Genomic DNA, 13131 nt, shown 5'->3' with positions numbered 1-13131 from the left:
TTAACACCCTATGTCACATTTATCGGCGATACTGATATGGTAACTGCTGATCTAGGTTCGCTATCCAGCATTATATCGGCAGAAGTTGTGCTCGCTGAGCTGAAAACCGGCGAAACGTTTAACCAACCATCCGATATGTTTGAGAGCCGTATCAACAAATTACTCGAACGAGACGATTTGCGGTTCGTGCACCTACGCCGGATAGATCAAGAGGATATCCCTGCTGGGTTGTCGTTTCAAGAATACAAGAAAGTGTATTCGCCAGCTCGCCTTGTGTTCGCTTGCCCGAGGTGCGGCGCGGACTGCTTCGCTATCAGAACTGAAAGCCCTAAAGCCTTTGAGCAACGGGGAGGTAAGTTAAAATTAATTGGGGATCTAACACTACGCGAGTGAACATTAGCCCGTCTGCTTCCCACAACAAAGCTGCCATTAAGGCGACTATTTCACGCCTTCGTTAGCTGCCGTCGGGTCATTTTCTGGTCAAGGCCAGCTTTAAGGCAACATGCTTACATCGTCTCTGGAATAGTTGGGATCGCGACTGCCAAATGCGATGATAGAAGCAGCTTGGGCGTCTCTTTTGCTAACTGACACATCAATATTATTGATCGCTTCGGTATGAAAAATGCGTACCCAGCCTTTACTATCCCGCTCCAACTTTAGCTTTCCGCGAATTGAGAGATTAACCGGCTTTATGGGGCCTTCGTAATCGGAGGTGGCAGCCGCATCAATCAGGCGCTGGGCGTCATTTTGGGGGATCGTCACCAGTACTGAGCAGTCATCCGAACCTTCAAACAGCAGTTGTTCGTTGCCGATCAAAAATGCAACGCCCACAAATTCATGCGAGTATTTCTCGGCGCATGTTAAGGGATCTTCGGTGCACGCGGAAAGGGTTGTCATCGCAACAAAGGCGGCCGAACGTATAAAATATCGACGCATCTCGGTTGATATAAACTGATTTGGCACCGAAAAACACTCTTTCCTACAACTAACCATATCGGTTACAAATCGTCAAATGACGAACCAATCCAAAACAACCCCCGCTCCGCGCACCTCCACCCCCGATCTTGAAATCGAAATCCTTCCCGCCTTGCCCAAGGGGGACGAATGGTTGGGGGATGCGGCGGATATTACTCTTCCGGACAAGCTGGAATTTGAACCTGTTCTGCTGCGCGGGGGGCGGGGGCAGATTACGGCCATGAAGCAGCGGGTCTTTATCCGTGTGCTCGCCGAAACCGGGCGTGTCTCGCTGGCGGCGAAGGCGACGGGGAATACGCTCGCCGCCTTTTATTATCTGCGGAACCGGCCTGAAGGGGGCAGCTTTGCCAAGGCGTGGGGGCGGGCGCTGGATTTCGGGGTGGGGCGGGTGATCGACCTTCTGGTCGACCATGCCATCAACGGCACGCCCGAATATGTCTACCATAATGGCCATCTGGTCGGCGAACGGCGGCGTTTTGACCACCGGTTGATGATGTGGCTGGTCGCGCACCATAACCCCCGGAAATATGCGGTGTCAGGCGGTCTGATGCATGCGGTCTATGGCGGCGCGGCGGGTGCGGCGCGGATGAAACGGCTGAAGCGCGAATGGAAAAAGGAATGGAAGCAGGAGTGGCAGGAAAAGCGCGCCAAATGGCACAAGCCTGTCGATGTCGAAGCGGCGAAGGCGGAGATCATCCGCAAGGTCAAGGCGATGGAGCGGCCGCGCATGGTGGCCATCGCGCAGGACCCCGAAAAACGTGCGGCGTGGGAGCTGATCAACGGGCCGCAGGACTGGAGCGAATATGAGCAGGGGTGAGGGGCCATGTTACAGGATTTCCTCCATGCTTGATGGGGCAGGACAGCCCTGCTAGGGGCGCGTCCATGACTGAACTCTCCCGCATCCGCAACTTTTCCATCATTGCGCATATCGACCATGGCAAATCGACGCTGGCCGACCGGCTGATCCAGCAGACAGGCGGCCTCAGCGCGCGCGAAATGACGAGCCAGGTGCTCGACAATATGGAGATTGAAAAGGAACGCGGCATCACGATCAAGGCGCAGACGGTGCGGCTCGATTACACCGCAAAGGACGGCATTGCCTATCAGCTGAACCTGATGGACACGCCGGGCCATGTCGACTTCGCCTATGAAGTATCGCGCAGCCTCGCCGCGTGTGAAGGCGCATTGCTGGTCGTCGACGCGGCGCAAGGGGTGGAGGCGCAGACGCTCGCCAATGTGTACCAGTCGATCGAGCATGACCATGAAATCGTGCCCGTCATCAACAAGATCGACCTGCCAGCGGCAGAGGTCGACAAGGTAAAGGCGGAGATTGAGGAAATCATCGGACTTCCCGCCGACAACGCCGTGCTGACCAGCGCGAAGTCCGGCATTGGCATTGACGAGGTGCTGGAGGCGGTGGTCACCCGCATCCCCCCGCCCAAGGGCGACCGCAACGCGCCGTTAAAGGCGATGCTGGTCGATTCCTGGTATGACCCCTATCTCGGCGTTGTCATCCTGATCCGCGTCATCGACGGCGTGATCAAAAAGGGCCAGGAAATCCAGTTCATGGCGGCTGGCACCAAGCATCTGGTCGACCGCGTCGGCTGCATGCGGCCAAAGCTGGAGATATTGACCGAAATCGCCGCGGGCGAAGTCGGCATCATCACCGCGCAGATCAAGGAAGTCGCGCAGACCCGCGTCGGCGACACCATCACCGATGCCAAGCGCCCCGCCGCCGAACCGCTGCCCGGGTTCAAGGAAGTGCAGCCGGTCGTCTTCTGCGGCCTGTTCCCGACCGACGCCGCGGACTTTGAAAAGCTGCGCGAAAGCATCAGCAAGCTGCGCCTCAACGACGCATCGTTCAGCTTCGAAACCGAAAGCAGCGCCGCCTTGGGCTTCGGCTTCCGCTGCGGCTTTTTGGGGCTGCTCCATCTGGAGATCATTCAGGAACGGCTGTCGCGCGAATTTGACCTCGACCTTATCACCACCGCGCCGTCGGTGGTCTACAAGCTACAGCTCAGCCGCAGCAAGACCGACGAAGCGCGGACGATGGAGTTGCACAACCCCGCCGACATGCCCGACGTCAACCGTATCGAGGAAATTCAGGAACCGTGGATCGAGGCGACCATCTATTGCCCCGACGAATATTTGGGCTCCATCCTGAAACTCTGTCAGGACCGCCGCGGGGTGCAGAAACAGCTCACCTATGTCGGCGGCCGGGCGCAGCTGGTCTATGAACTGCCGCTCAACGAAGTGGTGTTCGATTTCTACGACCGGTTGAAGAGCATTTCGCGCGGCTATGCCTCGTTCGATTACCACCAGATCGGGCATCGGGCAGGGGACCTTGTGAAGATGAGCATCCTCGTCAACGGCGACCCCGTCGACGCGCTCAGCATGATCGTCCACCGCGGCACCGCCGAATCCCGCGGCCGCGGCATGTGCGAACGCCTAAAAGACCTGATCCCCCGTCACCTGTTCAAAATCCCCATCCAGGCAGCGATCGGCGGCAAAGTCATCGCCCGCGAAACCATCGCCGCCATGCGCAAGGACGTGACGGCGAAGTGCTACGGCGGCGATATCTCGCGCAAGAAGAAGCTGCTGGAGAAGCAGAAGAAGGGCAAGGCTAGAATGAGAGAATACGGAAACGTATCGATCCCTCAGGAAGCTTTCATCGCTGCGCTACGGATGGGCGAAGAGTAGGTATTCTCTCATTGCGGATGCGGGGGGCCGTTAGGCGACCAGAGGTCAACATGGGAATGTGAGCATTCCGCAGGAGGCGTTTATTGCGGCGTTGCGGATGGGTGAGGAGTAGATATTCTTTTAGGAATGTTCAGCTCCACCTAGCTCCCATTTCTTTTTTTCTTAGCGAGGATGCTTTTCATAAAGCGATTAAAGGAAGGACGAGAGAAATGGCCGTCGATCCAATCGTTAAGGTAAGCTTTTCCATGGTCTGGTCGCATATCGACGCTCACATGCACGTTAGTGATCTGTCGCTCCAACAGCGCCAATATTCCCGGCCAATCTTCATTTCGATGCCGAATTAGGCTTTCGATCAACTTGCCGCATGCACGCCCCTTTCGCCATGAACTTACAGAACTACTCCATACCCTACACATGAAGTCGGCAACCACAGAAACATGAGAAAGAATTTCTGCTTTTGGTCCGCCGATGTATTCTGCAACAAGATTGAAATAAGCGTCTGCGTGTGGGGTCTCCATGCACAATACGCCAACTAGCGTTTCTCCATTCACAGAAACGTACCCATGTTTTCGTGCAGCTAAATTCCCAACAACTTTTGCATAAGCGCGGGCGTCGATTTGAGCATTCGAAGCTAATAATTGAGCGGTCGCTTGTATCCATCCGGATTTTTTGCTGCCGTAAACTTCATTCATTTGTCGCAGTCGGATGTCATCGCTTAACAAGAAAAGGGCGTGATGCTTAGAAAGCTGAATCGCATGGAGGGATTGCGCAATCGTTTCATGATGCAATAGTGAAGTGAACTCGATGTCGTCAAAGCCATCGATTGGGAGTATCTCACAGTATTCTCTCAATTTGTCGATTGCTTGTCCGATTCCTGCCACTCGCACCTTAGTTTCGTCCGGCGAATGAATTTGGCGAACTGCTTGCTCGCCTTCGAAACCTAGAGTTAAATATTCTTGATCGAGATTGAGTTCTTCTCTGCCTCGAATTTCCAGCAAATCGTCGATCGTTGACTGCGCGATAACCAACTTACCGAAATGATTTCTGAATGGTTCCAGAAGATCAAAATGTAAAAGACACCAAGCCGTATCTGTGTCGATCACAGCCCCTTTCCCAGCCGCCTGCCGTGCAAGTTGCATTGCAATCTCACGCTCTTCGTTTGACCCAACGCATGTGTCAATTTCGCCGCCGTAGTGTAAAATCAACTCCGCAACCGAGATTGGGCTTTTATTATGCATTGCGGCAAGTAACTCGATCGGAACAGGCTGTTGCTCGTAAAATTCCAAGATCGCGCGGTCGGATTCGACGGAAGCCTTCACTACATCCAACACAGGTTGAATGTCACCATCTTGCATCGTCATCGTCCCTATGGAGACTGAGCCGGGGAAGCGGGTGGCGTGAGATCGAGTGATATCGTCCAGTAGCCAAAGGTATTTGCTCTTTACTTCCTCTACCAAAAAATCCTTTGGCTTACTGAAAGGTTGTTCGATGGAAATAATTTGGTTTTGAGATGCCCCGACAATCTGAATTGCGAACGCATGGTCAGGACTGAAATTCTGGATCTCGGGCGTATCATCGGTTGATATTAGCCCTTCAATTTGTTCACCATCGGGAGATTTAAGTAGGAACCAATCCCCAACTTCTATTGTGCCGCCACGCTTCACCAGCGCCCCTTGGGCTTTGCTTGAAAACAACATGCCAGGATAGCGGCAGGCAATGCGCTCATCGTTGCGATTGTAAGCAGCTACCAAATACCCCAATTTAAGAGCGCGCTCTGACTCGCCATAGTGTCCTAGTATGGCCGAGAGCATCATTTGGTCTCGAGGGTCTCCTTCAAGTTTGTATTCGTCAATTTCAACAACCAGCTTCTTGGCTTCCTCCCTTTTCCCGGAACGCTCAAGCGTGCTCTGCAACATCAAAAGCGAACGGAGATCGGTTGGATCTCCAGAGAAAGCTAATGACAGATGACGTTCAGCAGAGCGAAGCTCGCCACGATGACAGTCTAGGAAACCTGCCAAGCGAGCAAAACGCGGCGTCGATATCACATCCGGACCAAGCTCCGCGAAAAACTCTGCTGTTCTCGGCCGGATGGGGCTGTTAACAAATGCTAGTGCTAGCCAAGAAAGCGGCTCGTTTAATACCTCAGTTTCGATAAATCCGTCCAAAGCAGCAATAACGGAACCAAAATCGTTATGACGCAATGCACATTCTGCGACCATGACCCTGTCAGCATAACGAGAATCGTTCGAAAGATTGGAAGTTGCGGTTTGCAATAGTTCGGCAGCAATCTCTGGCGCTTTTCTATAGGCTAAATCTGCAGCCACTATTCTTACTCGGTTGTCATTAGGCCATCGATCTAGCAACCTTTTGATAAGCAGCTGCGCTTCGTCCTCTGTTGTTGCTTCTGCTTGTCCTCGTACCAGAATACAATCGACTAGCGCACGGTCATCCGGAGCAATCGCGGAAAGCCGCTCCGGCGTAATCAAATTAACCGCTTCGTCCCAGCGGTCTAGTTCTCCGTATGCTGATGCCAATACTATAGTACGCGATGGGGAATCTGGCAGGCCTTCTGCCTTTGTTACCGCATCCTGTGCGCGATCGAAAATTAGATCAAGATGTGCTCCGGCTAACAATACTTCAATATTGTTTGGGTCGATATTTGCAGCTTGACCAATGATGGTCTCCGCGTTTTTAAAATCGCGTAAGGCGCGATACGCAGTGGATAAATTTATCCCTACACTTAGCCAAACCTCATCAGAGGCATTTTCGTAATTTCGAACAACGTCCCAGTGCTTCTGAAGAGCTAAAGCTGCCAGAGTTATTTGCTCCCGTCGGCTTGCACCGCCTTTAGTCGTTGCCGGTAGTTGATGGTAACGAAGTGCTTGCTCGAGCTTTGCTTCTGCATCAAAGCGCTGTGCTATTTCATTATTGGGCAAGCTATCGGCTAACTCTCGGGCAACCGTCCACCAAGTGTCGCCACGATGTTTTCGGTAGTAGTTGACGCGATTTATTCCGGAATTTTCGTCTACCCTAAGCTCAGAAGGTACAATGTCGTCTGCCTCAATATCTGCTTCCAATGCCGACGCGGCTTGATAAATATAACTTGCCGCGAACGTATTTGGCGGGGATTGTCCAACCATCATTTTGGCTCTGGCTAATGCCGTATCTATATGGCCGTCCAAAATATCTGCGAGCAAGCTATTTGCCTGTGCCTTAGCGTCCCCCGGATTTATCTCGAACGCTTGGCGTAGAGCAATTGCACAACCTTGGTCGTCGCTCAACTTTAGCTTCGCAAATCCGATATTTGCCCTGACACGCGACCTTATTGCTGCCGAAGCGTTGCTTGGTAGATGCGCCTCAAAATCCTCAAGGAGAGTCAGCGCTGACCGTGGTCTACCATTATTTAAAAGGTTTCGGAATCCATCTATCTGATTATCTAACAATTTTTCAATTTCGACACGTTCAGTCGTGTCCCCGGTGACGAACGCAGCATGGAGTTCGGAAATTTTTACTGAGGATTCGGACTTTTCGCTTTCGATCAATGCGAGCGTCGATCGCGCTTCATTCACGCCGGCCAAAGTCTCAAATGTCGTGTTCAGCAATATTTGGGTCGAAGCGCTGTAATCAGGGTCAAATGCGTTCCGTGCATCGGCGTATTTGCGAATGTGACCCTGAAGGGTATCCCAGCCCCAGATTTGAATGTCTACTATTCGGCCTGCTTTTTTTTGCTTCTGCCGCAATTTTAGCGCTAGCTGATCATATTTGATGTCGTCAGACGCGGTCGTTGCAACGTAAATTTCCGACAATGGGGGGTCAAATAATAAGGCTCGTTCAATATCTGATGTAATCTGATTCAGATCGAGTTTTCCACGTTTTGTAATAAGTTTACACTGAACGCCAACTGCAACTTCAGGATTTTGATTCCGGGTACCGATTAAATCAAGGCCACCTTGGTTCTTGCCGCCAGTTCCAATTTTCTTGAAGTTTGGGTCACCGCAAACGCAAGCGAACAGCGCAACGCACTTGTCTTCAAAGTCACTATCGTCGGTGGGGATACCGATTACATTATTAGATGCCATTCACCCGATGTGACACAGTTTTTAGAATTTTCCAGAAACATTGTAAAAATCACCCGATTATATAAAGTTACTGGAGATTTCGCAGCGTGGGCCACGGCGGATATGGGGAGTTTTGGCGATATGAAACGGGCGATTTTTGCTGGGCTGTTCCTGGGTGCGATGGCGGTTGCGGGTTGTGCGGGGCAGGCGGTTGGGCCTCGGGCGGCGGATGCGGCGGCGGATGCGGCGCATGCGGCGGAGATGACGGCGGATGTGGGCAAGCCGCTGATGACCTGGAAGGACCTGCTTTCGCGGCCAAAGCCTATGCCCGATGCGACGGTCCGCTATGGCGCGGATGCCTTGCAGGTGGTGGATGTGTGGAAACCGGCGGGAACGGGGCCGCATCCGGCGGTGGTGATGATCCATGGCGGATGCTGGCAAACCGGGATTGCCGAGCGCGATATCATGAACTGGATTGCGGGTGACCTGCGGTCGCATGGTGTGGGCGTGTGGAATATCGAGTATCGCGGTGTGGACCGGGGCGGCGGCTATCCTGGGACCTATCTCGACGTGGCGGCTGCGGCGGATTTGTTCGCGCTGCGCGGGCGGGAATATGGGTTCAAGACCGGCGCGCCTGTGGTGGTCATCGGCCATTCGGCGGGCGGGCATCTGACGCTGTGGCTGGCGCGGCGCTGGGGGCTGGCGAAGGGGGATGCCTTGCGCGGGGACAGGCCGTTGAAGGTCGACCTTGCCATATCGCAGGGCGGGCTGCCCGATCTGCGTGCGCAGACGACGCTGCCCGATCATGGCTGCGGGGCGGAGGCGGCGGTCCAGATGGCGCGGGGCGAATTTGCGCGCACCTCGCCACCCGAAATGCCCAAGGGCCGCGCGCGCGAGCTGCAGTTCAACAATGCCCGCGACAGCATCGCGCCGCCATCCTTCGGCGCGGCCTATGGGGCCGAGATGGTGACCACGGCGGGGGAGGGGCATGCCGAGCTGATCGCGCCCGACACGATATCCTGGGCGAAGCAGCGGGCGGTGATATTGAAAGCCTTTGGCCTGAAGGACGCGAAGAAGTGACGTTGGAGGAGGCGCTTGCGCTGGATGCGGCGGACCCGCTGGCGCCCTGTCGTGACCGCTTTGTGCAGGGCGAGGGGCTGATTTACCTCGACGGCAATTCGCTGGGGCAATTGCCGAGAGCGACAATCGAAGCGACGGGGGAGCTGGTGCGCGTGGCCTGGGGCGAGCAGCTGATCCGCAGCTGGAACGAGGGCTGGATCGACGCGCCGGCCCGCGTGGGCGCGATGATCGCGCCGCTGATCGGGGCGGAGGCGGACGAGGTAATTGTGGCGGATTCGACTTCGGTCAATCTCTACAAGCTGATCGTCGCGGCCCTTCGACAGGCTCAGCAGCGCGATCCGGCGCGCAAGGTGGTGGTCAGCGAGGCGGGGAATTTCCCGACCGATCTGCATATTGCCGAGGGCGCGGTGGCGGCGGTTGCGGGCGCGGAACTGCGCGTGGTGGAGCGCGGGGCGCTGGCGGATGCCCTCGGCGCGGATACGGCGCTGCTGCTGCTCACCCATGTGCATTACAAGACGGCGGAGCGGTTCGACATGGCGGGCTGGACCAAGGCGGCGCAGGATGCAGGTGCGCTGGTCTGCTGGGACCTTAGCCATAGTGCGGGCGCGGTGGGGGTCGATCTGAACGCGGCGGGGGCTGATCTGGCGGTGGGGTGCGGGTACAAATATCTCAACGGCGGCCCCGGCGCGCCTGCATTTCTTTATGTGGCAAAGCGGTGGCAGGACCTGTTGCACAATCCGCTGTCCGGCTGGATGGGCCATGCCGAACCGTTCGGCTTTGCCGATGGCTATGCGGCGGCGGCGGGGATGAAGCGCTGGCTGACCGGCACGCCGTCGGTGCTGGGCCTCGGCGCGCTGGAAAGCGGGCTGGCGCTGTGGGACGGGATCGACATGGCGCAGGTGACGGCGAAGTCGGCGGCCTTGTGGGACATATTCCACGCCGCAGGAACCGCCGCTGGCCTTGAATGCGTGACGCCGCAGGACCCTGTGAAACGCGGCAGCCATATCTCCTTCCGCCATGCCCATGCTTATGAAATCGTCCAGGCGCTGATCGCCCGCGGCGTGATCGGCGACTTCCGCGACCCCGACATATTGCGCTTCGGCCTGACCCCGCTGACCCTCAGCCACGCCGATATCTGGAGCGCCGGGCAGATGCTGATCGAGATCGTCGAAAGCGGCGAATATCGCCGGCCGGAATTTGCGGTGCGGAATGCGGTGACATAGGGCTTTGTCCCTGCTACGGGGCCGCCCATCATGTTAAATCTCAACGGCATCACCGTGCGCCTTGGCGGACGCACTATCCTTGACCGCGCCACGGCGGCTCTGCCTCCTTATGGGCGGGTGGGGCTGATCGGGCGGAACGGGGCGGGCAAGTCGACCCTGATGAAGGTGATGATCGGCTCGCTGGAGGCCGATGACGGTTCGCTCGAAATGCCCAAGGGCACGCGCATCGGCTATATCGCGCAGGAGGCTCCGGCCGGGGATTCGACGCCGTTCGATACCGTGCTTGCCGCCGATACCGAACGGGCCGCACTGATGCTGGAAAGCGAGCAGGAGGGGCTGGACCCCGACCGCATGGCCGAGGTGCACGAACGGCTGATCGCTATCGACGCCTATACCGCCCCTGCGCGCGCGTCGCGCATATTGGTCGGCCTTGGCTTTGACGAGGAAATGCAGGGCCGTCCGCTCGACAGTTTTTCGGGCGGGTGGAAAATGCGCGTGGCGCTGGCGTCTCTGCTGTTTTCGCAGCCGGACCTGCTGCTGCTCGACGAACCGTCGAACCATCTGGATCTGGAAGCGACGCTGTGGCTGGAAAACTTCCTGAAAAGCTATCCCGCGATGATGGTGGTGATCAGCCATGAACGCGACCTGCTGAACAATGTCGTCGACCATATCCTGCACCTCGAAAACGGGCAGGTGACGCTCTATGCCGGGGGTTATGACAGTTTCGAGCGGCAACGTGCCGAGCGGGCGGCGCAACTGGCGGCGGCAAAGGCGGCGCAGGATGCGCAGCGGGCCAAGCTGCAGGACTATATCGCGCGCAACTCCGCCCGCGCGTCGACCGCAAAACAGGCGCAGAGCCGTGCCAAGGCGCTGGCAAAGATGCAGCCGGTGCAGGCGATGGTTGACGACCCGACACTGAGCTTCGATTTTCCGAGCCCGGACGAACTGAAGCCGCCGCTGGTGACGCTTGATCTTGCCAGTGTGGGCTATACCCCCGGCAATCCGGTGCTGCAGCGGCTGAACCTGCGGATCGATCCCGATGACCGCATCGCGCTTCTGGGCCGCAACGGCAATGGCAAGACGACGCTGGCGCGCCTGTTGGCGGCGCAGCTGACGCCGATGGATGGCGCGATGCAGGCGTCGGGCAAGATGCGCGTCGGCTATTTCACCCAATATCAGGTGGAAGAGCTGGACGGTGAGGACACCCCGCTGGAGCATATGACCCGCCAGATGAAGGGGGCGACCCCCGGCGCGGTGCGGGCGCAACTGGGGCGTTTCGGCTTTTCCGGGCCCAAGGCGACGACCAAGGTCGGCAAGCTTTCGGGTGGGGAGCGGGCGCGGCTGGCGCTGGCGCTGATCACCCGCGATGCGCCTCATATGCTGATCCTCGACGAACCGACGAACCATTTGGACGTCGATGCGCGCGAGGCGTTGGTGCAGGCGCTGAACGAATATGACGGCACCGTCGTGCTGGTCAGCCATGACCGCCATATGCTCGAACTGACCGCCGACCGGCTGGTGCTGGTCGATGGCGGGACGGCGACTGAATTTACCGGTACGATTGAGGATTATACCGACTTCATCCTGGGCAGGGGCCCGGCGAAGGAGAAGGTGTCGAAGGCCGACCGCAAGGAAGACAAGAAGGCCACTGCCGCCGCGCGCGAGGCGCAGGCGAAGCTGAAACGCGAGGTCAGCGATGCCGAGGCGGATCTAGCGAAGCTGGAGGTCGTGCTGTCCGCGATTGACCGTGCGATGTTCGACCCTGCATCGGCGGCGAATGAATATAAGGACCTGACTATGGGCGAACTGTCCCAGCGCCGTGGCAAGATCGTCGCTGCGCAGGAAGCCGCCGAAGCACGGTGGATCGCGGCGAGCGAGGCGTTGGAAAAGATTTAGAGATTATCCCCAAAAGCGGAAACATCAATCGCCCGCAAAGCCGCATCAAAACGCGCATCGCCTGTGCCGCGGATCAGGGCGTAGGGCACGCCGCGCCGGTCGAGTTCAGCCTTGCACAGATCGAAAAAACGCTGCCGCTGTTCGGGGCTGCCGTAGACACGCAGGCCGTCGTCGACAAAGGGCAGGTCGATATCGAGCAGCAGATACAGGTCCGCATAGCTGGAAAAGCTGTCGAACCACGGGTCGCGCTGCCCGAACATCATCTCTGCCCAGACGGCGGTGATCAGGGGGTCGGTGTCGAACAGCACCTGTCTGATGTCCAGCTCTGCCGCCCGTGCGGCAGCGGCGCGGTTCATTACATCCTGCTGCTGCGCGATATGGACAAGCTCGGCCATTCCGATATCGGTGCCATGCGCCTCGCAATAGGCGCGGCCATATTCGGGCACGACCTCGCACCCCAGATGTGCCGCCAGCCGCGTGCCAAGCGTGGATTTGCCTGTGCTTTCCGGACCGTGAAGGCAGATGCGCGTCGTCGTCATCCGGCGACCTCCGCCTTGCGCCAGGCCACCAGCCCGCCAATGGCGAGCACCAGAAACACGCCATAAAGTCCGGCGGTCAGGTGCAGGCCCTTGGCGATATAAAGCGGGATGGAGACCAGATTGACGATGATCCACCAGTGCCAGTTTTCGACAAAACGCCGCGCCATCAAAATCTGTCCTGCCACCGACAGCATAGCGACGGCGGCGTCCCAATAGGGATAGTCGGTCTGGGTATAGGCCCCCATGAAGCTGCCCCATGCCCAGATCGCCGCGACAGATCCGGCGATCCACATGGCATAGCCGATGGCGGGCAGGCGGCGGACGACCACAGCGCCGTCGTCACCCTTGCTGCGGTGCCAGTTCCACCAGCCGTAGAGATTGACGATCAGGAAAAAGATCTGAAGCCCCGCATCGCTGTAGAGCCGCGCATCACGGAAGATGAAGAAATAGAGACTCACCATGACCACAGCGACCGGGAAATTCCACACCGAGCGCCGGATAATCAGCACGATATTGGCAAGGCCGAGCAGGACGGCGGCAAGTTCGATCAACGACATGAGCAGGGGTGATGGCAGCATGGCCCGGTAAAATCCAGTCCACCCGTTGACAAAATGCCGCCTGCAATTTATTCGATGATTCGATAATTATAGAATTATGGAT

General features: G+C 57.2%; 9 protein-coding genes. 5 read left to right on the top strand and 4 right to left on the bottom strand.

Going from position 1 to position 13131, the window contains the following annotated elements; translation table 11 throughout:
- Positions 1-492 precede the first annotated feature (492 nt).
- Positions 493-963 (bottom strand): hypothetical protein, encoded by a 471-nt coding sequence (locus FOM92_RS06765; protein WP_143775991.1) that lies wholly within the window; start codon positions 961-963, stop codon positions 493-495.
- 49 nt (positions 964-1012) lie between these two features.
- Between FOM92_RS06765 and FOM92_RS06760 the strand changes: the two genes are divergently transcribed.
- Together FOM92_RS06760 and lepA are read left to right on the top strand one after the other, a co-directional pair.
- Positions 1013-1792: a hypothetical protein gene (locus FOM92_RS06760; protein ID WP_143775990.1), complete on the top strand. Its 780-nt coding sequence runs from the start codon at positions 1013-1015 to the stop codon at positions 1790-1792.
- A gap of 65 nt (positions 1793-1857) precedes the next feature.
- Complete coding sequence (gene lepA / locus FOM92_RS06755) at positions 1858-3675, top strand: translation elongation factor 4 (protein ID WP_143775989.1); 1818 nt, start codon at positions 1858-1860, stop codon at positions 3673-3675.
- A gap of 140 nt (positions 3676-3815) precedes the next feature.
- Here the strand turns inward: lepA and FOM92_RS06750 are convergent, their stop codons facing one another.
- Positions 3816-7754: a PIN domain-containing protein gene (locus FOM92_RS06750; protein ID WP_143775988.1), complete on the bottom strand. Its 3939-nt coding sequence runs from the start codon at positions 7752-7754 to the stop codon at positions 3816-3818.
- A 120-nt stretch (positions 7755-7874) separates the two neighbouring features.
- Here FOM92_RS06750 and FOM92_RS06745 point away from each other — a divergent pair, with 120 nt between their 5' ends.
- The 3 genes from FOM92_RS06745 to FOM92_RS06735 are packed head-to-tail and all read left to right on the top strand — an operon-like array spanning position 7875 to position 11932.
- Positions 7875-8813: an alpha/beta hydrolase gene (locus tag FOM92_RS06745; protein ID WP_246087179.1), complete on the top strand. Its 939-nt coding sequence runs from the start codon at positions 7875-7877 to the stop codon at positions 8811-8813.
- Positions 8810-10036, top strand: coding sequence for a kynureninase (locus FOM92_RS06740; RefSeq protein WP_143775986.1), 1227 nt, complete (start codon positions 8810-8812; stop codon positions 10034-10036). The genes FOM92_RS06745 and FOM92_RS06740 overlap by 4 nt, the downstream gene beginning before the upstream one ends.
- A 30-nt stretch (positions 10037-10066) precedes the next feature.
- On the top strand, positions 10067-11932 hold the full coding sequence (locus FOM92_RS06735; protein WP_143775985.1) for an ABC-F family ATP-binding cassette domain-containing protein: 1866 nt from the start codon (positions 10067-10069) through the stop codon (positions 11930-11932).
- Here the strand turns inward: FOM92_RS06735 and FOM92_RS06730 are convergent.
- A complete protein-coding gene (locus FOM92_RS06730; RefSeq protein WP_143775984.1) occupies positions 11929-12471 on the bottom strand; it encodes an AAA family ATPase in 543 nt (180 codons plus the stop codon). The genes FOM92_RS06735 and FOM92_RS06730 overlap by 4 nt on opposite strands.
- Complete coding sequence (gene pnuC / locus FOM92_RS06725; protein WP_246087178.1) at positions 12468-13049, bottom strand: nicotinamide riboside transporter PnuC; 582 nt, start codon at positions 13047-13049, stop codon at positions 12468-12470. Before pnuC ends, FOM92_RS06730 begins: the two co-directional genes overlap by 4 nt.
- Positions 13050-13131: the final 82 nt, after the last annotated feature.

Source organism: Sphingorhabdus contaminans, assembly GCF_007280415.1.
In the GTDB taxonomy this organism is placed as follows: domain Bacteria; phylum Pseudomonadota; class Alphaproteobacteria; order Sphingomonadales; family Sphingomonadaceae; genus Sphingorhabdus_B; species Sphingorhabdus_B contaminans.
The sequence above is the reverse complement of the archived record's forward strand: the minus strand, read 5'-3'. Positions and strand labels throughout refer to the sequence as shown.

Excerpts from the sequence above, each read along its gene's own strand:
- FOM92_RS06760 (WP_143775990.1), top strand. The coding sequence starts at position 1,013 with ATGACGAACCAATCCAAAACAACCCCCGCTCCGCGCACCTCCACCCCC.
- lepA (WP_143775989.1), top strand. The coding sequence starts at position 1,858 with ATGACTGAACTCTCCCGCATCCGCAACTTTTCCATCATTGCGCATATC.
- FOM92_RS06750 (WP_143775988.1), bottom strand. The coding sequence starts at position 7,754 with ATGGCATCTAATAATGTAATCGGTATCCCCACCGACGATAGTGACTTT.
- FOM92_RS06745 (WP_246087179.1), top strand. The coding sequence starts at position 7,875 with ATGAAACGGGCGATTTTTGCTGGGCTGTTCCTGGGTGCGATGGCGGTT.
- FOM92_RS06735 (WP_143775985.1), top strand. The coding sequence starts at position 10,067 with ATGTTAAATCTCAACGGCATCACCGTGCGCCTTGGCGGACGCACTATC.
- FOM92_RS06730 (WP_143775984.1), bottom strand. The coding sequence starts at position 12,471 with ATGACGACGACGCGCATCTGCCTTCACGGTCCGGAAAGCACAGGCAAA.
- pnuC (WP_246087178.1), bottom strand. The coding sequence starts at position 13,049 with ATGCTGCCATCACCCCTGCTCATGTCGTTGATCGAACTTGCCGCCGTC.